Here is a 24,137-nt window from a genome sequence, read left to right as displayed (position 1 = left end):
CCTATATTACATCTGCAAATGTGTCTTCAAACTTTATAAAAAATTTTACTCCTAATGTTAATCCAATTAATGCAATAACAATTGAAAAAATTAATGCTGGAACATATATCTTTACTGATGGTATAATGCACCATCTAAATCCTTCAATTACACCAACTAATGGATTAATGGAATATACTAATCTTAAATTAGTTGGTATCACTGAACTTGTATATGCAACTGGAGATAAATACATACCAAATTGCAATATTACCGGTACTATATATCTTATATCCCTATATTTTACATTAAGTGCAGAAAAAAATAAGCCAAATCCTAAGGCTATTATGAAAGCTAAAAAAATAAAACATGGAAATAATAATATTTTTATTGGAGGTAAGTATCCAGTGAAAACCATTATAATTAATAAAACTAGTAATGAAATAACAAAATCTATAAAAGCTGTAACCACAGAAGATATAGGTAATGTAAGCCTTGGAAAGTATATTTTTTTAATCATATGACCATTATTAACTAGACTATTAGATACACCATTAAATGCTGCAGAAAAAAAATTCCATGGTAAAAGCGCTGAATACACCATAATTGCGTAAGGAACCCCATTCTCTGAGGGCATATTTGCTAATCCTCCAAATACAAAGGTCATGATTATCATTGAAAATATTGGCTGAAAAATAGCCCAAAGTACCCCTAGTGCAGTTTGTTTATATCTAACTATAATATCCTTCCATGATAAAAATGTTATAACTTCTCTATATTTCCACAGTTCTTTCAATCTCTTTTTATGAGATTGTTTACCTGTTATTAAAATTACCTCATTCATAGTATTTCCCCCTTTAATTGTAAGTACTTATTATACAAATTTGAATTTATACAAAATAGTACCCACATACATTTTTCTTTAAAGTTAAATAAAGGACATTTTAACAAATATAATAATTCTGACGCAAACAATTTTTTATATATTTTTATATGTGTATTATCCATATTCAGTAGATTAAACGCTTTTTTATAGCAATTAAAAAAATTTAAAACAAATGTATACTGAGCTTTATTATATAAGTTAATATTTCTTATTTCTTTAAAGAATTTTATTCTATCTTTATACGCATATGCTGCATCAAAATTTTTTAATGTAAATTTACCCTTTGTAATTCCTTCTTCATTTTGATAATAATAATACAAGGGATAGTTAATATATACAGTATTTTTACTATTAAATAGTACTTTATGAATTACAAATTCATCTTCATGTATTTTACCATAAGGATATCTTATATTTTCAAATATGTTTTTATGATATAACTTATTCCAAGCTGTAACAAACTTAACTCCATTCTCCTTATGCATCTCATTTAATGCTTCAACATTATTAAATTTATTTATATTTAAATTTTTAGGAATTTCATATTTTTCTATGCTCTTATTATTCACCATATCATAGTCACAAAATGCAATATCAGCCTGATAATCAATTATAGTATTATATAATATATCATACATATTTGGATGTATGTAATCATCACTATCTACAAATCCTATGTATTCACCCTTTGCTATATCTAACCCTAAATTTCTTGCTGAAGAAACTCCTTCATTATTTTTGTGTATAACTCTTATTCTTTTATCCTTTGTAGCATAATCATCGCATATTTTACCACAATTATCTGGTGAACCATCATCTACAAGTATCAGTTCAAAATCTTTAAATTTTTGATTAAGAATTGAATTAATACATCTATTAATATATTTTTCTACTTTGTATACTGGTACTATGATACTTATTTTACACATACACACCCACCTATAAACTATTAAATTTAAACCTAATATAATTTATTATAAATTTAAATATATCTTTATAATCAAAAACAGTTAGTTTTCTTAGACTTTTTATATATCCACTACTAAAATTAGTTTGAAATTCTTCTGTATATTGCATTCCTTAAATTAAAAATTTCTAGTAAAACAATTGTATATCCCTCTCCAAATTTCATATGAATACACACGTTAATTAACTTATAAATTTTACTATGGTTACTATACTTGTCTATCAAATTTATAAATTTTTTATCACCTATAATATTTTTTATAATGGAACTTTTATATGAATAGCCTTGTTTTAATATATTACACATATAACTTACAGTATTACTTATGTAAGCTAAATCTATTTTTTCTATAATATCCTTAAAATTATATTTATCACATAGTTGTATAAAAAAATCATGATTGCTAGTTATATATTTGTAGTGAGATTTATCATATTTCCTAGACAGTGAATATCTATTTCTTATATAATAATTGTATAATTGTTTATTTATTAGAACCATACTCTCAACTTTAGTTATAACATTAATATTAAATATTAAATCTTCACCATGATTTCTCACTTCATCAAAAATAAGTCTGTTACTTACTATAAATTCCCTTTTATATATTTTATTACATACAGAATACATTCCATATCCATAACATGATTCTTGACTTAATAATTTAGGTAAAATATTTTTTTCTATATCTTTTTTTTTAATATAATCAACATGAATATTTAACATTTCTGCATTTTTTATTATTTTACTTATTGTGTTAATTATTTTAAAAGAGCATACTACAAGGTCATATTTAAAATTTTCACATTTTAATATAAATTCATTATGCATATTAATTTCTATATCATCATCAGAGTCGATGAATCCTATATATTCACCTTTAGCTAATCTAATTCCTAAATTTCTAGCTGAAGATACTCCTCCATTTTCTTTATGAATCACTATAACCCTTTCATCTAATTCACCATATTCATCACATATTTCACCAGAGCTATCTGTTGATCCATCATCTATAAGAATAAGTTCAAAATCCTTAAAAGTTTGATTTAATATGGAATCAACACATTTATGAATATACTTTTCAACATTATATACAGGCACTATTATACTTATTTTAGGATTCATATCATTTTTCCTTTCAATCAATCTTTCAATCAATATAGTTACATAGTTTAATAACTTCACATGTTGTATCTATCTTCTCCCTTGATAAAGCTTTTGAAAAATCCTCACTAACTTTTGGATTATCAATAAGAAATTTAATTTTTTCGCATATTTTATCTACATTACACTCAGCAATTAAACCATTCTGTCCATCTTCAATCTGTTCATTAGAGCCAATGAAATTTGCAGTAACTATAGGCTTGTTTAAACATTTCGCCTCCGCTATGGTTATACAGTAGCCTTCATGCCTTGAAGGCTGAACATAGATGTCTGAAGCCTTTATGTAGGGATAAGGATTTATAGTTTCTCCTAATAAAATAAAATCATTTCTCAGATTTAGATTTTCTATAAGCTTCTCATACGCTTCTCTATCCTTACCTTCTCCAATGCAATACCATTTAACTTTATATCCTTGTTTTTTCAATTTATCTAATACTTTTATTGCTAAATCTTGCCCCTTTTCTTTAGATAATCTTCCTACAGTCAAAATTCTTATACCCTTAAAATCATTGTCAAAATCTATTTTTTCTTGAGCCATGTCTTTAATTAATTCATGTGAAACTAAATTGTTAAATACCTGTGATTTAGTAGATGTAAATGGAAACTGCTTATTTAATATTCTCTCTGCATTCTTAGATACTACAAATATCTTATTAAATCTTTCATATAACTTTGTATATAATTTTTTATTTATCTCATGATGTGAAATATCAAAATGTACCCAGGAGATTTTTAGTTTTGCTTTAACCTTATGTGTTATATAAGCATCTATTATCTCAGTTGGACCTGCATAGGCTATTGCTACATCATATTCTTTCATATTCATTGGAATGCTCTTTAGTATGTTTTTATAATATATATATCTATCATTTGATTTTTTACTCTTAAAATATGAATAAGAAAATCCAAGAATTTTATGATATCTTCTCTTCTTAATATAACTTTTTATAGTCTCATAAGGTGAATCCATAAGAATTGGTTTAATATCTTGAAACCAATTAGTTTCTTCGACTTTTACCCACTGTGGAAGATATTCTAGAAAACCTCCTTTTTTCTCAAGGAGTAAGATGGTAATATTATATTTATCCTTTGGTATAGCTGATAATAGTGAAAGTAATGACTTTTCAACTCCACCAATATTCATACTGCTTAACATAAATAGAACTTTTTTCATTGGCATTACTCCCATCCTTCTATCATTTTTCAGTTCACAATTATTCTACTAATTTTTTCAATTTCTGCTGTTGTATTTATAATTTTACTACTAAGGTTGTTTCTAATTGCCTCATATAAGTCATTATTGTCTAATAGTTTTTTAATCCCTAAATATATGGAATCAGCATCTTCACTAACTATAATCCCATTTTCTTTATTAATTATTTGCTCAATGGCTCCAGTAAAATTAGTTGTTATAATTGGATTATTAAAGCACCTAGCTTCAGCTAAAGTTATACAGTATCCTTCATGTCTTGATGATTGTACATATATATCACAATCTTTCATATATGGATAAGGATTTAATCTTGATCCTAATAGTACATAATCTTTTTCAGTTTTAAATTTATTTATGATTGTCTCATACTCACTTCTAGCTCCACCTTCTCCAACACAATACCAACGTACTTTATATCCTTCACTTTTTAATCTTGCTAAAACAGGTATAGTTAAATCTTGTCCTTTTTCTTTGCTTAATCTTCCTACTGTAAGAATCCTAATACCGTGAAAATCATCTTTAAAAGAACCTCCATTATCAGCCAACCTATTAATCTTCTCATGATCTAGAATATTATAAAATACTTGGGTCTTATCCATTACCTTAGGAAAACTCTTTATAAATTTACCTAACCCATCTTTGGATACCACAAAAATTTTATCAAAACTTTTATATAGCTTAGATGCCAATCTTTTATTAAAATGTATTTTTTCTATATCAAAGTGTATCCATTGTACTTTTTTTTCTGACTTTATTTTATTTGCTACAAAATATGTTATAAAGTCCATAGGTCCTGCATAAGCTACTGCAATATCATAGTTTTTATCTAAAGTTTTTATGTTTTTAAAGATATACTTATAATAGTAGCTAAGATTCCCAGTAATTTTAGTGATGAAATATAAGATGGCAATAATGATACTCTCTAAATATTTATGTTCTGTTACATTTTTCTTTAACACAGATAAAGGTGACTCATTAAAATATGATTTTAAACTCTTATATTCATCTACATACTTAACACTAACCCAATCTGGTATTTCATTTAAAAATCCGCCATATTCCTCTAACATAAGAATAGTAATATCCCATTTAGTTCTATCCATTTCTCTTATCATTGATAGCAGAGCTTTTTCTGTACCACCTATGTTCATATTAATAACCATAAATATTATTCGTATCATACTTAACCTCTAATCTATTTACCTTCTATCAAATTATAAAATTTATCTAATTCCTCTATATTACCTTTTTTTTCAGCTTTAATATAATCAATAATACTATTTATAAGTTCATAATCATTAATTATTTGCAGAATCCCATCATAAATCCCTTGTGAATTCATATCTACAACTAATCCATTTTTTCTATGAACCATTTGGTTGTATACAGCATCAAATCTAGTCGTTACTACTGGCTTATTAAGCATTCTAGCTTCGGCTATTGCTAACCCAAACCCCTCAAATTTTGAAGTTTGAACATATATATCACAATCTCTAATAAAAGGATATGGATTTGACTTTACCCCTAGTAATATAAAGTTTTCTTCAAGATTATTATCCCTAATCCACCCTTCTATTTCCTTCTTTTGTGACCCTTTTCCCAATACATACCATTTGAAATTAATATTAGCTACCTTTAATTTCCTACAAGCCTCTATTGCAATATCATATCCCTTTTGATTTGCTAATCTCCCTATAGTTAATATTCTTATACCTTGAAAATCATCCTCGTAACTTTCACCATACTCTGCCATTCTTTTTATAAAATTATAATCATTTATGTCATATATTACTCTTGTTTTATTTTTATACTCGGGATAACTCTCTAAGAAAATATCTTTTGCAGATTCTGAAACTGCTACTACCTGGTTATAACAATTATAATATTTTCTCTGGAACTCTCTATCGACCCCAATCAATTTATAGCTAACATTTACCCAAGCATACTTTTTTTTAGCCTTAATTTTATCCGCTACATAGAATGTTGGTATTCCTTGAGCATAACTTATAGCTAAGTCGTACTCTTTATCTCTGCTTTCAATTAAGTGAGAAATATTATTCCAAAATAATCGAGCTTTTTGAGCATTACTATATCGTCCCTTACGTATTTGTAGAGAATACTTTACCCTTCCATATAGCATGTTAAACTTATATTTCTCTATTGAATACAATAAAGCTTTACCTACAGATAAAGTAGAGTACTTGGTATATTCTAGTGGCTCTAATAAATTTACCTCTCTAGGAATTAATTCTTCAAGTTCTCCACCATATCCAAAAAGTTGTAAATCTACATCATATCTAGAATAATCTAAAAGTGATAATAAAGTGATAATACTTTTTTCAGCTCCTGCACAATTAAGTGAATCTATAACAAATATTACATTTTTCTTTACCATATTATATCCTCTGCTTTTACACACTTTTTTCTATTAAATTTAAATAACATTTAGTTTTTCTCTAAGTATTGTTGATGATGTATTTTTTGTATATGGGAAGTAAATTACTTCAACGCCTTCCTTATTAAGTCTTTTTTCTACCTCTATAAATAGTTCATTTCCTTTCCAATCATCACCTACAAACATTGCATCAAATTTATAATTTCCCCATGCAGCAAACTTATCTCTATCTCTTTGTGGCACAACCATATCTACACACTGAAGTGCTGCTACCATTTCTAATCTTTCAGAAAATGGTATTATAGGCGATTTCCCTTTATATTCTTTTACTAACTCATCGGTACTTACTCCTACTATCAAAAAGTTACATTGTTCCTTCGCTCTTCTAAGTATATTTAAATGCCCTACATGCAACATATCAAATACTCCAGTTGTATATCCTATCTCATACTTCTTCATATAAATCTCTCCTATCTCCAACATACTTTATATATTAATTCACACAATCTTCTGCAACACTCACCATCTTCAACGCTACCAACATCTTCATAGAATTCTCTTAACTTATTCAGATAATTTTCTTTATTAAAAGAATTAATAACTTCTATTAATTCGTCGTTAGTACGTGCAATACTAAATGGTAATTTATATATATCAAAGTATAGTTCTCTATCTTTTTTTGTGTATATCTCAACATCTGGAACAAATAAAAAACACGGCTTATTAGTTAATCCAAAGTCAAATATTAATGAAGAGTAATCAGATATTAATACATCTGCTTCAGATAATAACTCTTGTACATCATCGTAGCTTGTCACATCTATCACTCTATGTCCATGTACAATTAATTTTGATTTATCTACTAAATGTGGATGCAACCTAACCAAAAATATCCAGTTTCCTCCTAGAACATCATGAAATTCTTCCATAACTCTTTCATAATCTAAATTGTAGACCCCTATTTCATTATCTTTTCTAAAAGTTGGTGCATATAAGATAATTTTTGTATCTATGGGTATCCCAAATTTATCCTTAATTCTATTTTCTACACCCAATTTTTTGTTAATTAATATATCAATTCTAGGTGTTCCGTATTCTAATATTGCTCCATCATACCAAAAAGCTCTTTTAAATATATCTGTACTAAATTTACATCCTGATAATAGTAAGTCAATCTTTTTCGAATCAGCTTTAGCCATATCTATATATTTAGATTTCAAAGATCCTACTGAGTCTCCTTCAATCTTCTTTAGTCTTAGGGAACTATGCCATGTTTGTATATAGTATTGGTTTTTCCTTTTTTTAAATAACTCTGTGGTTCGAAAATTTGTAATTATTACTTTAGCAGTACATATTTCATAAAAGTATTTTAAGGAAAAATTTTTTACTGCTCTTACTCCTTTTATATATTCCCTTAATGCCATATTATTGAAAGCCCAAACAATATCGTATTTATCCCTATAATTTTCTACAAGATATTCAGAAATATATTTAGGATTACACCCATATTGATTACCATAATAACTATATATAAATATTTTATTTTTCTTTATAGGTAAATGATTAAAAATTCTTATAATTAATAGTGCTACATATTTTTTAAAATCTATATATATATCTGTCCACCTCATTTTGTAAACTCCTTTCATTTAAGGTCAATACGCTTTAAAGCTGGTTCTGCTACTTTTAGTTTCAATCTTTTTAAAATTTTATTAGTTAATACATATCCTTTATAAAGATAATAATTATTCTTAAATAAAATTAATCTTCTAGTTAATTCTTTATCTTCTTCTACTGCATTTCTTATTTCTGTGATATTATCTAAAATATAATCTTTTATTTCCTTTCGATAAAAAAAATCTTTATCCTTAATTTTATTTTTATTCAGTAACTCATATTGCATCATACTAGCTTTTAAAATGGCTATATACGATTCTTTTATAAATTTACTATAATGGTTTTGTATATAACTATGTCTTTCCTTAAGTCCTCTTAGCATATCTAAATTTCTTATGCTATATGTTGAGACAATGCTATCTTCCCTTTGTACATAGTAGTAAAGCGCTTTATGATATATAACATATTTACTTACATTACTCATTATTAAATGAGTCCAAAATATATCTTCAAATATTACACCTTTTCTAAAGAATTGATCTTTTACCAAATCTGCTTTATATAACTTACCCCAAGCAAAATTCTTCACTTTTTCATTAATAATCAACTCTCTCATTAATGATTCATTGTCTAATAAAACTAGGTTATCTTCCTCATTATAATATCTATTATCATAAAGGAGATACTCATCATAAACATAGTAAAATCCACATTGTACAACATCTGCTTTATATCTTTTTATAATATTGACTAAAGAATTAATTGCATCAACATCAATCCAGTCATCACTATCCAAAAAGAATATATATTCACCGGTAATATATTTCATTCCATAATTTCTTGCATCAGATAAACCTCCATTATCCTTATGAAGAACTATTATTCTATTATCCTCATATGTATCTATAATCCTTCCACAATTATCTGGTGAACCATCATCTACAAGGATTACCTCAATGTTTTTATAACTTTGATTTAAAATACTTTCTACACACCTTCTTATATATTTTTCAACCTTGTAAATAGGAACTATTATACTTACTAGCGGTTCCATATCTTCTCCCTTTCATAAAATAGCTTATATATATTTCCTAATTCTTCCATATTATCATAGTTACTCTTTCTACAACACTCTTCTATTTCCTTTTTTAAATGTCTGTTATTGTAAATATTTTCTATTCCAACAGCTATTCCTTCTACTGATTTATCACATATTAATCCATCTACTCCATCTCTTAACTGACTTTTAGCCGTAGGATAGTTAGTAATGATTACAGCCTTTCCTAGTATTTGAGCCTCAGTAACAGTTACAGCTCGTCCTTCATACCTTGATGGCTGTACATATAAATCACAACCTTTCATATAGGGATAGGGATTGATTTTCTTTCCTAGTATTATAAAATCTTTCTCAAGATGATTCTCTTTTATTAACTTTCTTATCATCCCCTCATCTCCCCCATACCCAACTACATACCACTTTATATCTGTAAACCCTTTATCATGCAATATTCTTAAAGCTCTAACTCCATTATCTATTCCCTTTGCCATTGACAATCTAGCTACTGATAAAAGCTTAAAGCCTTTTCCTTTACTTATATCATCCTCCACTTCTTCTTCAGCCATGAATCTTATAAACTCTGGAGATACAATATTCTCCATTACCACCACCTTATTTTTTAATTTGTTATATTTCTTTAAAAAGGAGTTTTTACATTCTTCCGATACAGCTACTATAGAATCAAATTTATTCCAAAGCTCTATATCCTCTATAACATCAGTATCAATACAGGAATAATCCGTATGAATCCAGGCTATCTTTTTCTTAGCCTTTACCTTATTAGCTACAAAATAATGTGGCCATAGGTAGCTTATAGCTACATCATACTCTTTATTTAAACAAGGTAAATATTTCAATGAAAATTGCCACATCCTCTGCATCTGTACATGTCCAGATTCTTCTAAACTATTTTTCTTAGCATATTTAGAAGCATCCATTCTAGCTTTAATACGTGCTAATCCTAAACTAATTTTTTTATCCTTAAATATCTCTAATATAGATTTTCGAAAGGTGGTGTATTCTTCTATCTCATCTAAAATGTTAAATTTGCCCCTTAATAACTTCATAAAATCTCCTTTATGTCTATATAACATCAAATCTACATTATAATTGTTATAATCAAAGCTTTCTAACATATTTATAAGACTTCTCTCTACTCCCCCAACTTCCATATCAAAGGATGCTATTAGCACATTCTTCATATTTATTCCCTTCTAATTCTATTCCATATAATTTATATAGCTTACCTTTAATATCCTCAATTCTATATCCTTGAAACTCAAATGTTCTTTTTATTAACATTTTATCAACCTTGGATTGTTCTAACATTTTCATTACTGTATTACTCCAAATTTCTATACCTGCTTCAAGATTTAATCTTCTAAGTAGACCTAGATGTAAATCTGCTTCCGGCTGAATAGCCGTAGATGTTAAACATGGTACTCCTGAAGCTTGTGCCTCTAAAAGTACAAGACCTAATCCCTCATAGGTGGATGGTAATATAAATAAATCTATTTCCCTAAGTATGTTATTCACATCATCTCTAATACCTAACAGATGTATGTTATTCTCTAAGTTTAATTTTTTAATTTTTTCTTCTATAAGACCTCTTAAGTCTCCGTCACCAATTAAAATGCATTTAAATTTAGGATTTAATCTCACTAAGTTTGACATTAAATTAATTAGAAAATTATGATTTTTTGCATGAATAAATCTTCCCACATTACCAATTAAAATATCATCATTGTTTATTCCTAATTTTTTTCTTATATAACTACTACCTTCATTATTAATAAATCTTTCATAATCAATATAATTAGGTAATTTACAGTATCTATCATCTTTAAGTGTACTATATCCAAATAAATACTCACCTGCTGCATCGCTACATGACAAAAAGTTTGTGGAAAATCCCTTTATTAATCCCTTCATTATGGATATGTATAATCTTTTTATTAGACTTTTACTACAATCCTTAGTAGTATGGGCATGAGATATCCTTACCTTTACTCCAACTAGTTTTGCAGCCAATACTCCCACTCCACAATTAAATAAAGTATGAGCATGAACAGCACTATACTCATTATCATTCTTTATAATCTTCATTAAATTTATTACGGATTTTATCACACCTACTTCACTTGGAGGATCTAACTTTATTATTCTTCCACCTAATTTTCTAATTTCTTCATCATAATAGCCTTCCTTATGGTAATAAGAAACAAAGTCAAATTGAATCTCCTTATAAACCTTTCTATATAAATTCATAAGCATAGTTTCGGTACCACCCACGTCCATTCCACCTACAATATGAAGCACCTTATTTCTTTTCATTTCTCATCTCTCCTTACTTTTCATCTATGATTGGGAGTATAATAGAAAATAGATTTTATATCTAAAACACTCTTATATTGCATATTAAGTCCTATTACTTGCTCTCTATAAAAGAATATTAGATAACACACTATGAACGCTAAATATATTGTTCGTCTTTGCTTACCCTCTAGACAATTTCGTATTATATATGGTAATAATATAAAGTTATATAATTGTAAATATAATGAAAATCTATTAAATATCCAATTTGACATACCAAAGGCTACAAATATGCAATTTAAAAGAGCCATATTAACAAACACATTACTCTGTGGCCACTTTTCTTTTAGTTTATTCCTTTTTAAATATGCAAATATAATTGGAACCATATTTACAAAGGTTCTCATTATACTTGATCCTCCTTCGTCAAAATCAGAATAGTACCCATAATTAGTATTTTCTATAATCTTAAACAAGTAACCGCTTAGCACCTCATAAAAAAGAAGTCCTAATACAGCAATTCCAATTATCATGTATATTTTCTTTGACCAAGGTTTTAATCTTGCTATAAAATATATTGGAATCATAAATAGAGCTGATTGATGAATAGTTGAAATTATAAGTACACTTAATAAGTATTTTTTAAAGCTACCATCTATAATAAACTTTACGCATAGAAATAAAAGAGCTGCTGCTAAACACTGTCTCATTCCATTCATGGTAACTGTAAAATAACCTGCTGCTATATACATAAATATTTCTAGTTCTATATAACTCCTGTACTTGTTTAATACATAGACATTACATAGTTGAGTTATTAGAGCTACTACAAATACTATAGTTTGTGGATTATTGGAAAATTGAATTAAAATTAAATTTAATAGGACAAAACCATAGTCGCCATTAGCTTTAGAAAAATTAGGATTTTCTACTAAAAGACCATAGGTGTGCTTATACATACCTGTATCTCCAATACCAGACCTTAGCCCTGAAAATAATACTAAAACCGAAACTACAAGAGAAATCCAAAAGATAGCTATAATCTTGTACTTTTTATCATTAGCCATTCTAGCAAGCAATGATAATATAAAAGTTGAAGCTAAGGTAGCATAATATATTCCCATCTTTTTCTCCTTTCTATAAGTTTCTTATATCTCTAGTTCTAAAGATTATATAACTATATAAAATATATCCCAGTGGAATAGCTGCTAACATAATTCCTTTGTATGGAACCTTACTAAAAAAATTCTTATCCTTTACAATTAAACTACTAGAAACATAATGAATACATTCTTTAAATTTGTATATTAAAGATGTATTAGGTATCTTTAAGTTTTCTATCCTATAAAAGCACCATCCCTTAGGATTATTTCTGTATTGTCTAAGCATATTCATAGTAGACCCATCTTCCATGTATTCTACAATACAAACAGGTTCATTAACCAAAGCTAGTTTGTACTTTTCATCTATTTTATGACACTTATAAGCTAGTCCCACATATTTCTCATCTTCAAATTCTGGATATGGATATTTTTTTGTAAGCTCAGTCCTATATATAAGCTTTTTATCTCCTTTAACACCATATCTATGATATATATCAAATAAAGTAGCTTCCCTTAATCCTTCTGGAAACTTTGTTCCTATTATCTCACCAGTTTCATATAAATCAAGAGCTGCAATTCCCGCTATATTTTCTGCCTTTCTTTCATCCCAAGCCTTTAGAATTTTTTCAACTCCATCATCTGTCATATAATCATCTGAATCTATACATATATTTAGTTCTGTATCAATATTTTCATAGGCAGTATTATGAGCACTATGCATACCACCATTTTTTATATATATATAATCTATTAGAAAATCTGCTTCCTCTTTCCAATTTATAATCAGCTCTTTAGTATCATCTGTTGATCCATCATCTATTACCAACCATTTAAAATTTTTATTTGTCTGTCTTCTCAAACTTTCATAACACTTATATATGAGTTCTTTTCTATTATAAGTTGGCGTAAAAACTGTTAAAATTGGTTTCATTAATATCCCCCACCCTAAATCATGCTTTTTATATGTGCTTTTATTTTCAAATAAATCACTTACTAATGCTATCATAGACTTTTTCAATTTTATTACAGTAATTTTTTATATTATGGTTGGCTTTTATAAATTCACGTCCATTTTCCCCAAGATTAATTCTTAATTGTTTATCCTCTTTCAAATTTCTTAATTCCTCCATAAAGCTTCTATAATCTCCTGGCTTTATCAGCCTTCCTCTATGAGAGTTTATAACTTCACTTATACTTCCTACATCCATAGCTACAACAGGTATTCCAAATGCCATAGCTTCCAGTATAACCATTGGAAGACCTTCGTATAGTGAAGGTAGAAAAAACACATCTATGATAGGGAAAAAATCATATACATTTTCTTGAAATCCTGTAAATATAAAAAACTCACCCAATTCTAATTTCTTTGACATAGCCTTAATTTCTTCTTCTTGTGATCCGCTTCCAATGATAAGAATCTTTGTATCTTTAAAGTTTTCCTTATAATTATTAAATTCTTTTATAAAAGGAATAAGTCCCTTCTCTTCATCTAATCTACCTACAAATCCTATTACTTTTCCACTTTGTGGAATGTTATATTTTGTAGCTATCCACTCCCTTTTATTACTTTTATAATCTATTATTTCTTCTACATCCATAGCATTAGATAATATAGATATTTTATCCCTATTAAGATAATTTGTGTTTTCTTTATAAAAATCATATACAACCTTACCACAAGTAATATTGTAATCATATTTTGGCCTTAATAACTTATCAATACTGCTATTTATTCCATTTCTATTTATCCATGGATAACAACTATGAATATGTGATATTACCTTTATATCTACTCCATATATACTCTTAACTAAATAAGCTTGTATTGAAGCATTATTATCATGAGCATGGACTATTTTTATATCATTATCTCTTATAATATTTTTAAGATACTTTATGTTTTTTAAAATATGCTTCTTAGAAAAACTTAAGGAATAACTATTTATATTATTATCCTCAAAACTTTTTTTAAGCTTGTCCCCACCACATAGAACTACCGACTGATAATTAGTTAAATTCTTACAAATTAACAGTACCATTTTTTCAGCTCCACTTAACTTATTCATTGGTAATATATGAAGACATCTTTTCATATTCTTACATCCCTTCATTGCTACTTATTAAAATCTAGTAAAAGTTATGCTTTATAAATTTATATTTTTTTCTGGCAAATAGTAGTCTTGTAAATCTAAAGAATCATATATATACTCCAGCTCACTTATTACATTATTTAATTCATATTTTTCTATTTCCTTAGGTGTATTAAAGCTTCTATCTCCTTCTAGATAATATTCCTCTATAGCCCTTGCAGTAGCTTCATAATCTCCCACTTCTACTAGCTTACCTATACTTTCATTTTCTATAAGATCTCTTATTCCTCTTATATTAGTACCTATAACTTTTTTCCCATGTGACATAAACTCCATTATACTTTTAGGCAACCCTTCTCTATAGGAGAGTAATATCCCTATATCTGAAATTTTTATAAACTCATTTATGTTTTCTCTATAACCTAAAAAACTTATATTTTTTTCTATTCCCCTTTTTACTATTTCCTCTTTTAATTCTTTTAGCCTATTTCCTTCTCCTACACTAATTGCCTTAATCTTTGGATACTTATCTTTTATAAGTTCCAACGCCTTTATAAGCTGAAGTTGGTTTTTATTATGATTTAATTCTGCTATCATAAGTATTATAAAATCATCTTTATCAAAAGAGAGCTTCTGTATATTAAGCACTTCTGCCTTTTGTTCAGTCCGTCTAATATCCTCTATATTTATACCTACTCCATTAACTAAGTAACATATTTTAGGCTTTAACTTATTTTTAGTTATTTCATAGTCTTCATTATTAATGTTTATTATTACATCTGTAAATCTAGCCATGAGCTTTTCCATAGGATAAAACATACACCATGCTATCTTAGGTGCACCTTTATAAAAGTGATAACCGTGAGCTGTATATATAATTTTAATTTTAGGAAACCAAAGTTTTAATATTCTTCCGTATAATGCTGCTATAGGTGTATGAACATGGACAACATCATATTTATTTATCTTTTGTATAAATCTTAATCCCCAAAAAGCTTTTAAATTTCTTAAACTTAAAGGTTTTCTAGAAAATGGTACATTGTATACTTTAACTCCTTTGGATATTAATCTCTTGTCTATAGGCTTATCTATAAAGCATGCGCAATCAACAACATATCCTTTATCTATTAACATTTCTATATGTGGAATTAAAAATGCATTAATTGTTCTACTTACTGTTGTTATATATAATATCTTTTTCATAAACTTCCTCTTCCCTTATGACCCTTGCAGGAACTCCTACAGCAGTACTATAAGCTGGGATATCCTTTACTACTACAGAGCCAGCTCCTATTATTGCTCCCTTTCCTATTTTTAAATTTTGAATTACCGTAGAGCAAGATCCCATAAGTACTCCTTCTTCAATAATATCTCCTCCTGAAACATTTACGTTCCATAACAATGATACATAATCTTTTATAATAGAATCATGACCAATACCACATTTAGGACTTATTATTACATGTTCTCCGATTTTAATATCTGTTGTTAAAATTGCTCCTTCATATATTATTGTCCCATGTCCTACAGTCATAAAATCATGTATGGATACTCTTGGATGAATTAAAGTTGCAAATTTAAATTTTCCCTCTAACTTTGAAACTATTTCTTTCTTTACTCTATAGTTTGATATAGCTACAACAACATATATGTCTTTACTAATGTAATTTAATAACTCAACATTTCCTATAATTCTATGTCCGTTTAAAGTTTTCCCTAAATTTGTTGGATTATCATCTAGGAATCCAATTATATTCCAAGTTGGTTTAAAATTATTAATTTGATTTATTATTAATGCAACTTCTCTTCCAACTCCTCCTGCTCCTATAATGATAACTTTTTTCATAGCAATTTCCTCTTTTTCACATTTAATAAAACAAACCTATGACAATTGATTTTTAAAGTCAAAGATTAATATGTTTAATTTGATATTTAGGCATTTACTTTTTTTGTTTTATATTTTTCATAATTTTTTTTTCTTGATTTTTTACTAAGAAAACTCTTTTTTTCTTTAGGATAATATTTATAATAAGAATCGGTTCTCTTCATGTCGCAACTATTAAGTATACTTCCAACTACATTTGCATTTACCTTTTTTAATTCTTTATATGCTAAGTTAATATCTTTTTCTCTAGTTTTGCCGTATTTCACCACTATAATTGTTGCATCTGCTTTACCTGCAAGAATGCTGGCATCAGTAACAGCTAGTAACGGTGGAGTATCTAATATTATATATTCATAGATACTTCCTATATTTTTTAAAAACCTTTCAAAAGTTTTCGAACCTAAAATTTCTGCAGGATTAGGAGGAATAGTACCTGATGATATTACTGATAGGTCAGAAGTAAATTCTTGTATAGATTCTTTTAAATTATCTTTATCAATTAAACAATCCGTAATTCCCTTTAAATTAGAAAGCCTAAATTTTTTATGTAAAGATGGTCTTCTAAGATCACAATCTATAATTAAAACTTTATTTCCACTTTCACTTAAACAAAGTGCTAAATTACCAGCAATTGTTGATTTCCCCTCTCCTGGTACTGAACTAGTTATTACAATAGTCTTTATTGTTTTATCAACATATGAATATTTTAAACTTGTGCGTATGGATTTATAAGATTCAGCAGATATAGAATGTGGCATTTTATTGTATATAAACATTATTCTCTTCCTCCCTTAAATCCTTTTTCGTGCTTAGGGATATTCCCTAATACTGGTACTGGCAAAACTTTTTCTAATCTAGAGTTACTCTTAATAGTGTCATCAAGATAATCTATAAAAAATATTAATCCCAAAGAAAATATTACACCCACTCCGAAGTACATAAGCATTAGCTTCTTTTTATTAGGTACTATGGGATATACTTTAGTACTATCTATAATTCTCGGCTTAGCATCTGGAATTATAGTTTTTGCTTGTTCATTAAACTCTTCACATATAGCTGTTAGTACCTGTTCTGCTCCATCCATATCACTAGTATTATATGTTACTGTAAATATAGGTGTATTCTCTGATGCAGAAAATCCTAATGAATTTTTCACTTCCCAAGACGACTTGTTAATTTTATATTTTTTCAATGTTTCATTTAAAAAATCATCTACCCTAATTATTTCATTAAAGGTATTCATAAATTCATTGTAATATTGAATTTCATTCTGAGAATAATAGTCCATTAGATTATTTCCTCTACCAACGTAAATTTTCGCTGTAGCTTGATAACTTGTAGTCATTAATGAAGCTTTATAACCACCTAAACATGATATAGCTCCAGTAATTAATATTAAAATCCAAATTTTTTTCTTTAGTAAATATACTATTTCATCAAAATTTATCAATTTTTCATCCATAAATTTCATCCTCCTTTAATTGCTTCCATTAAAGTATTCCATGGTAATATTATCATCTTGGTTTATTCCATCTTTTTTAATAACTTTATATATGGTCAAAAATAAAATTTTCAAATCTAAAAGTAGGGACCAGTTACACACGTACCATATATCTAATTTAAATTTTTCTGTCCATGATATAGCATTTCTACCATTAATTTGTGCCCACCCCGTAATTCCTGGTAGAACCTGATGCCTTTTTAACTGCTCTTGTGAGTATAAACTTAAATACTCTTTTAAAAGAGGTCTTGGTCCTACTAAACTCATATCTCCTTTTATAACATTTATAAGCTCTGGTATTTCATCAAGGCTTAATGCCCTCAGTGTTTTTCCTATTGTTGTGTGCCTCTTTTCATCTGGTAATACCTTGCCACTTTCATCCTTTATATCTTTCATTGTTCTAAACTTAATCATTTTAAAAGTCTTATTCCTTTTTCCTACCCTCTCTTGTATAAAAAAAATTGGTTTTCCTAATATAATCTTTATTATCAGCGCTATAATAATTAACATAGGTAATAAAATAATAAGTCCTAATATTGAAATAGCAACATCAAATATTCTTTTTATAAACATATTCTCCTCGAACTTTCTTAAATTTTATCTCTATCTTTTTAAATACAAATTTATAATTTAAATTTTATATTAAACAAATATAAATTACCTATAATTCCAAATTTTATTTAAATAATCCTTTTATAATATTTATTACCATTTGTTGATCTTCAATTGTCATTTTGGTATCTGATGGAAGACAAATTCCTCTTTCAAATATATCTTCACATACACTTATACCTACATCATTGTGATTAAAAAAAACAAATTCTTTATAATAAGGTTGAAGGTGAATAGGCTTCCAAATATGTCTAGATTCTATATTTTCTTTTTCTAAAGCTTTTATTATATCTATAGGTTTAATTTTGCATCCTTTAGATAAAGTCATCACACTAAGCCAATAATTTGATGTTCCATAATCACAAATTTCTTCCATATCAATCCACGGAATATTCCTAAAATTTCTATCATAAAATTCAAAAATACTTTTTTTCTTAGCTATTCGTTGATTCAATATTTTAAGTTGACCTCTACCTACTCCTGCTAAAATATTACTCATTCTATAGTTATATCCAAGCTCTGAATGTTGATAATATCTAGCCTTGTCTCTAGCTTGAGTGGCCCAAAATCTTGCTTTCTCTATGGCATTCATATTATTTGATACAAGCATTCCACCAGCAGAAGTAGTTATTATCTTATTTCCATTAAAAGAGAATACTCCAAATTCACCCATGGTTCCAGTTTGCTTACCCTTATAAGTTGCACCTAATGATTCTGCAGCATCTTCTATAATAGGCACATCATAAAAGTTGCAAATTTTTATTATTTCGTCCATATCTGCACTTTGACCATATAAATGAACTACAATTACCGCTTTAGGCTTCATATTTCTTTCTTCATAATATTCAAAAGCTCTTTTTAATGCTTTGGGAGACATATTAAAACTTTCAGGTTCTGAATCAATGAATACTGGAACAGCTCTTTCATATATTATTGGGTTACAACTTGCTACAAAAGTTAATGATGAACAAAAAACTAAATCATTATTTTTTACATCTAATAGCTTCAATGCCATATGAATTGCTGAAGTTCCAGAGCTTAGTGCCAGGCATCTTTTTACTTTTACATAGTTTGCTATCTCATTCTCAAAGTTCTCTACATTAGGACCCATTGGTGCTATCCAATTAGTATCAAAAGCCTCAAGTACGTACTTAATTTCTTCCTCACCCATATGTGGGGATGAAAGGTATATTTTCCTTCTGCTATCTTCATTAATTATTTCACTAAACCTAATCGGTTCTGTTAATTCTAAAGTCTCTTTACTTCCATCTATTTTGTTGAACTTTATTGATTGAATAATATCCTTGTTACTTTTCATATTTTCCACTATATACTTCGCCTCCTTTCATAGGATAATATGTAAAAAAACTCTTTACTTATCCTTAAAACTTATATATTAAAATTCCTTACCACGAATCAATATTAAATTTTATTATCATAAAACCTGATTAAAATTTTTGTTTGTGCATTAAATCCACTGTTTTTGTATAAATAATTAACATATAGTTCTACATTACAATATTACCACTTTTTTACATTTGTTTCATTTAGTTTTCTTCGCCTTTTTATCCTAGGAAATAACAATGCCCTTTTGCATGATACTTTATTTGTATGTATATGCACTTATTTATACATACTTCTACTTTATATAACTAATTATTTTAATAATAAAATTCTTCTTTCACCCTAAAGTTACATTAAAACTTTTATAATATTGAATATAAGTTTTAGTATATAGTAAAAGAGTGTGCCTAGCATTGCTATGACACACTCTAATAAAATTTATTTGTTGCACTACTCTCTACTTTAGTTTTAGGCTCTATGGTTAATGAAAGTGATAGAATTTGGAGAGAATTTATATTTTCATATAACAAATAGATATATATTAAACTATTTATATATGTTAATAGGAAACTATATAAATAGTTAACTATTTGTTGTGGCCTCAAGGATTTCAGAGATTTTCTTATTTTGAAAAAAGTAAAATTAGCCAATGATATTCTATCACTCTGGAACTAATTCTAATCTTTTATCCAATTTATCAACTAGTATAAGATTAGTAACCTCTACATTTCCTCTATTAATAACTATAAACCTTTTTAATCTATAATTTTATTGAGCTATACATATAGATTCTCTGTATAGTATGAGATTTTCATTAGAATGTACCATTTAACTATTGTTAAAATTCATATATAATTTCATAATAATAATATATAAGTGTAAATATTACGGAAATTATAAATAAGTGTTAATATTTGTTTATAATTATTTACATTCCATTTTTTATGTGTTACACTATATTTAAATTGTTAGATAATAATAATTATTAAATAATAATTTACTTTTAATGGTAATGTTATAAAAAAGAAAGCGGGGAATAACGATGGGAAATCTAAAAGGAACTAAAACGGAAGCTAATTTAGCAACAGCATTCGCAGGAGAATCTCAAGCTAGAAATAAATATACTTTTTATGCTTCAAAAGCTAAAAAGGAAGGATATGAGCAAATTGCTGCTCTTTTCACTGAAACTGCAAATAATGAAAAAGAACATGCAAAAATATGGTTCAAGCTTCTTCATGATGGCATAGGTGATACTATGGAAAACCTTAAAGATGCAGCTGCTGGTGAAAACTATGAGTGGACTGATATGTATGCTACTTTTGCAAAAGAAGCTAGAGAAGAAGGCTTTGATAAAATTGCAAACTTATTTGAAGGTGTAGGTAAAATTGAAAAAGAGCATGAAGAAAGATATTTAGCTTTATTAAAAAATATTGAAGACGGAAAAGTATTTGAAAAAGAAGAAAAAGTGGTATGGCAATGCGCTAATTGCGGATTCATCTATGAAGGAGAAAAAGCACCAAATGCATGTCCTGTTTGTGCACATCCTCAAAGCTACTTCCAATTATTAGCTAAAAACTATTAATATTAAATAAGGGTATTGAATCAAGAATTAATTCTAGATTCAATACCCTTATTTAATATGTTTTATTCTATATTAAAGTCTTATTCTATAGGCATTAACTTTTGATATACTTCACTTCTATACCTCTTATCTAAAAGCATTATGGTACCCTTATCTTCTTCAGTTCTAATAACCCTTCCCATAGCCTGTATAACTTTGTTCATTCCTGGAAATGTATACGCATAGTGAAATCCTGGTTCCCCTATTTCGTTAAAATATTCTTCTATTAATTTTCTTTCAAAGGATATTTTAGGTAATCCAACTCCCACTATAATTGCTCCCTTAAGTCTATCCCCAATTAAATCTATTCCTTCTGAAAATACTCCTCCTAGAACTACAAAACCTATAGTTCTCTCCTTACTATTTTTATCTACATCCATCAAAGAAAATCTTTCCAAGAATTCTTCTCTTTCTTCCTCTGTCATAACACTTTCTTGTAAGTATATATTATGTTCACTAAAATTCTTACAGTAAACTTCATATACTTTTGTCATATATTCATAGGAAGGAAAAAAAACTAAAAAGTTTCCCTCATAATTATTTAGAGTTTCATTGATATATTTACAGATTGGGTAATAACTTTTATCTCTGTACTTGTATCTAGTATCAATGTCATATTTTAGAATCAAATTTCTATTTTCTGGTGGAAAGGGAGACTGAAGTTTTATGCTATAACTTTTATCATCTCCACCTAGTAGATTTTTAAAATAATTCATTGGAGACAGAGTGGCTGAAAAAAATATATTACTTATATTACCTTTTATACACTGTTTTAACACATTACTTGGGTTTAAACAGAATATTTTTATCCGGATATCCATATCTTCATTATTACAGTATAGTACAAAATCCTCTGAAAATAACTCTCCAATTCTAATAAAATCTAAGAAAGAAAAATATACATTTAAAAATATTTCATCTATGGTTTCACCACTGTGTTCTTTTAAATAATTTTCACCTTCTGTTGCAAAAAGCCTGAAAAGAACCAGCATTTCTCCGGGTCCTTCATCTATTATTATATTGCCCTTTTCACCTATTGTATATTCCTTTAGTTTCTTAATTATTTTATTTATTATACCTATTAGTTTTTTATTTTTATATTTAAATTCTTTTTTTAATTCTTTCAAATCACTTTCTTTTATCTCAGCAGAATACATTTCTCTTCCACGGTCTACTAAATTATGTGCCTCATCAATAAGAAATATATATGGTGTATCATCAAATGCCATTCGCTTTATCATAGCTTTAGGATCAAAGAAATAGTTATAATCACCTATTATAAAATCACACCAAGCAATTAAATCTAAGGAAAGTTCAAAAGGACATACCTTAAATTGCCTGCTGTACTCCTCAATAATCTGTTGATTAAAAACTTCTTTGTTCTCTATCATAGCTAATATGACGTCATTAACTCGATCAAAATGTCCCTTTGCATATTCACAGGCATCACCATTACATATTCTTTCCTCAAGAAAACAAATCTTATCTTTTGCAGTAATGGTTAATGTTCTAAGCTTCATACCAGAGCCTCTTAGTATGTCTAAGGTATTTTCAGCCACTCCCTTAGTAATATTTTTCGCTGTAAGATATATAAGCTTAGCTGAATTATTTATAGTGAAAGACTTTATTGCAGGAAAAATTGTTGAAATAGTCTTTCCTGTCCCTGTAGGCGCTTCGATGTAAATATCTTTTTTCTCTTTAATAGTTCTATATATATTTATAGCTAGTTCCCTTTGACCCTTCCTATAATTTTTAAAAGGAAAATCTAACTTTTCAATAGAGTTATTTCTTAGTTCTATCCAACTACTTTGAAGATGAATCCACCTTGTATACCTGCCCATAACTTCATTGAAAAATTCCTTTAGTTCTTCCCTTAAAAAAGTTTTTGAAAAGGTCTTTGTATGCAAACTTTCTCTGTGACAATATATAAGATCTATATCTATTTCACTTAGGTTTTCTTCTCCACAATAGATATGCCCATATAGTTTTCCTTGGGCCCAGTGAAGAAAGTTTTCATTTTCTTCAAGGGTACGTAAGTCCTTCATTGTAGTCTTTATCTCTATTATTTTAACTCTAGTGTTACTACCTTCCTGTGAACTAATAATAACACCGTCGGCTCTCCCTTCTAAAATAATATTTATTTCCTTATAGCATAACTCTCTTGATAGATACATCTCATTAATATAAGTCTTCTCTTCAGATTCATCACATTGCTCTTTAAGTTCCTTTTGTATGACTTTATGAAGTCTAGTCCCCTCTTGAGCTGATGCAATACCCCCTATTCTATCATCAATATCCCCTTGTCTATAAATAAATTCTATTAAATTTCTAACAGATATTCTCATATTATTTTCTATCATATTCTTCTCCTAAAAGGTATATCCATG

The 24,137-nt window shown here is 27.7% G+C and carries 22 protein-coding genes; 1 reads left to right on the top strand and 21 read right to left on the bottom strand.

The features are described 5' to 3' along the window. Window position 1 precedes the first annotated feature (1 nt). The 20 genes from ACTNBA_RS09030 to ACTNBA_RS08935 form a co-directional block, all read right to left on the bottom strand. The gene (locus tag ACTNBA_RS09030) at window positions 2-823 is read right to left on the bottom strand and encodes an ABC transporter permease (RefSeq protein WP_441073522.1); all 822 of its coding nucleotides are present in this window, start codon (window positions 821-823) and stop codon (window positions 2-4) included. After that, window positions 820-1,794: a glycosyltransferase family 2 protein gene (locus ACTNBA_RS09025; protein ID WP_441073520.1), complete on the bottom strand. Its 975-nt coding sequence runs from the start codon at window positions 1,792-1,794 to the stop codon at window positions 820-822. The genes ACTNBA_RS09030 and ACTNBA_RS09025 overlap by 4 nt, the downstream gene beginning before the upstream one ends. 119 nt (window positions 1,795-1,913) lie before the next feature. After that, a complete protein-coding gene (locus ACTNBA_RS09020) occupies window positions 1,914-3,017 on the bottom strand; it encodes a glycosyltransferase family 2 protein (protein WP_441073518.1) in 1,104 nt (367 codons plus the stop codon). After that, window positions 2,983-4,170: a glycosyltransferase gene (locus ACTNBA_RS09015; RefSeq protein WP_441073517.1), complete on the bottom strand. Its 1,188-nt coding sequence runs from the start codon at window positions 4,168-4,170 to the stop codon at window positions 2,983-2,985. The genes ACTNBA_RS09020 and ACTNBA_RS09015 overlap by 35 nt, the downstream gene beginning before the upstream one ends. A 29-nt stretch (window positions 4,171-4,199) precedes the next feature. Continuing rightward, entirely contained in the window at window positions 4,200-5,390 is a 1,191-nt protein-coding gene (locus ACTNBA_RS09010) for a glycosyltransferase (protein WP_441073515.1), read from the bottom strand. Between the two features lie 14 nt (window positions 5,391-5,404). Beyond that, window positions 5,405-6,604, bottom strand: coding sequence for a glycosyltransferase (locus ACTNBA_RS09005; protein ID WP_441073514.1), 1,200 nt, complete (start codon window positions 6,602-6,604; stop codon window positions 5,405-5,407). Between the two features lie 39 nt (window positions 6,605-6,643). Continuing rightward, window positions 6,644-7,063, bottom strand: a complete 420-nt coding sequence (locus tag ACTNBA_RS09000; RefSeq protein WP_441073513.1) for an FAD synthase family protein — start codon at window positions 7,061-7,063, stop codon at window positions 6,644-6,646. 11 nt (window positions 7,064-7,074) lie between these two features. Further along, window positions 7,075-8,235 (bottom strand): CDP-glycerol glycerophosphotransferase family protein, encoded by a 1,161-nt coding sequence (locus ACTNBA_RS08995; protein WP_441073511.1) that lies wholly within the window; start codon window positions 8,233-8,235, stop codon window positions 7,075-7,077. Between the two features lie 14 nt (window positions 8,236-8,249). Continuing rightward, window positions 8,250-9,275 (bottom strand): glycosyltransferase family 2 protein, encoded by a 1,026-nt coding sequence (locus ACTNBA_RS08990; RefSeq protein WP_441073510.1) that lies wholly within the window; start codon window positions 9,273-9,275, stop codon window positions 8,250-8,252. Continuing rightward, window positions 9,263-10,480, bottom strand: coding sequence for a glycosyltransferase (locus tag ACTNBA_RS08985; protein ID WP_441073507.1), 1,218 nt, complete (start codon window positions 10,478-10,480; stop codon window positions 9,263-9,265). Before ACTNBA_RS08985 ends, ACTNBA_RS08990 begins: the two co-directional genes overlap by 13 nt. After that, the gene (locus tag ACTNBA_RS08980) at window positions 10,452-11,612 is read right to left on the bottom strand and encodes a glycosyltransferase family 1 protein (protein ID WP_441073505.1); all 1,161 of its coding nucleotides are present in this window, start codon (window positions 11,610-11,612) and stop codon (window positions 10,452-10,454) included. The genes ACTNBA_RS08985 and ACTNBA_RS08980 overlap by 29 nt, the downstream gene beginning before the upstream one ends. Before the next feature lie 20 nt (window positions 11,613-11,632). Next, entirely contained in the window at window positions 11,633-12,718 is a 1,086-nt protein-coding gene (locus tag ACTNBA_RS08975; RefSeq protein ID WP_441073503.1) for an EpsG family protein, read from the bottom strand. A 13-nt stretch (window positions 12,719-12,731) separates the two neighbouring features. Further along, complete coding sequence (locus ACTNBA_RS08970) at window positions 12,732-13,628, bottom strand: glycosyltransferase family 2 protein (RefSeq protein WP_441073502.1); 897 nt, start codon at window positions 13,626-13,628, stop codon at window positions 12,732-12,734. Between the two features lie 55 nt (window positions 13,629-13,683). Then, window positions 13,684-14,790 carry a glycosyltransferase family 4 protein gene (locus tag ACTNBA_RS08965; protein ID WP_441073501.1) on the bottom strand — a complete coding sequence of 369 codons (1,107 nt, stop codon included), beginning with the start codon at window positions 14,788-14,790 and terminating at the stop codon, window positions 13,684-13,686. 51 nt (window positions 14,791-14,841) lie between these two features. After that, complete coding sequence (locus ACTNBA_RS08960) at window positions 14,842-15,990, bottom strand: glycosyltransferase family 4 protein (RefSeq protein ID WP_441073499.1); 1,149 nt, start codon at window positions 15,988-15,990, stop codon at window positions 14,842-14,844. After that, window positions 15,956-16,633, bottom strand: a complete 678-nt coding sequence (locus tag ACTNBA_RS08955) for an acetyltransferase (RefSeq protein WP_346884828.1) — start codon at window positions 16,631-16,633, stop codon at window positions 15,956-15,958. Before ACTNBA_RS08955 ends, ACTNBA_RS08960 begins: the two co-directional genes overlap by 35 nt. An 86-nt stretch (window positions 16,634-16,719) precedes the next feature. Next, complete coding sequence (locus tag ACTNBA_RS08950) at window positions 16,720-17,448, bottom strand: CpsD/CapB family tyrosine-protein kinase (protein ID WP_441073497.1); 729 nt, start codon at window positions 17,446-17,448, stop codon at window positions 16,720-16,722. Further along, window positions 17,448-18,134 carry a YveK family protein gene (locus ACTNBA_RS08945; RefSeq protein WP_441073495.1) on the bottom strand — a complete coding sequence of 229 codons (687 nt, stop codon included), beginning with the start codon at window positions 18,132-18,134 and terminating at the stop codon, window positions 17,448-17,450. The genes ACTNBA_RS08950 and ACTNBA_RS08945 overlap by 1 nt, the downstream gene beginning before the upstream one ends. Window positions 18,135-18,149: 15 nt before the next feature. Continuing rightward, complete coding sequence (locus ACTNBA_RS08940) at window positions 18,150-18,746, bottom strand: sugar transferase (protein ID WP_441073492.1); 597 nt, start codon at window positions 18,744-18,746, stop codon at window positions 18,150-18,152. 103 nt (window positions 18,747-18,849) lie between these two features. Next, window positions 18,850-19,956, bottom strand: a complete 1,107-nt coding sequence (locus ACTNBA_RS08935) for a DegT/DnrJ/EryC1/StrS family aminotransferase (protein ID WP_441073695.1) — start codon at window positions 19,954-19,956, stop codon at window positions 18,850-18,852. Between the two features lie 1,215 nt (window positions 19,957-21,171). Here ACTNBA_RS08935 and rbr point away from each other — a divergent pair. After that, complete coding sequence (gene rbr, locus ACTNBA_RS08930) at window positions 21,172-21,711, top strand: rubrerythrin (RefSeq protein ID WP_035133587.1); 540 nt, start codon at window positions 21,172-21,174, stop codon at window positions 21,709-21,711. Window positions 21,712-21,791: 80 nt separating this feature from the next. On the opposite strand, the gene ACTNBA_RS08925 is transcribed toward rbr, so the two are convergent. Next, window positions 21,792-24,110 carry an ATP-dependent DNA helicase gene (locus ACTNBA_RS08925; RefSeq protein ID WP_441073491.1) on the bottom strand — a complete coding sequence of 773 codons (2,319 nt, stop codon included), beginning with the start codon at window positions 24,108-24,110 and terminating at the stop codon, window positions 21,792-21,794. Window positions 24,111-24,137 lie beyond the last annotated feature (27 nt).

The sequence above is a fragment of the Clostridium sulfidigenes genome, assembly GCF_052067195.1.
In the GTDB taxonomy this organism is placed as follows: Bacteria; Bacillota; Clostridia; order Clostridiales; family Clostridiaceae; genus Clostridium_J; species Clostridium_J sulfidigenes.
The sequence above is the reverse complement of the archived record's forward strand: the minus strand, read 5'-3'. Positions and strand labels throughout refer to the sequence as shown.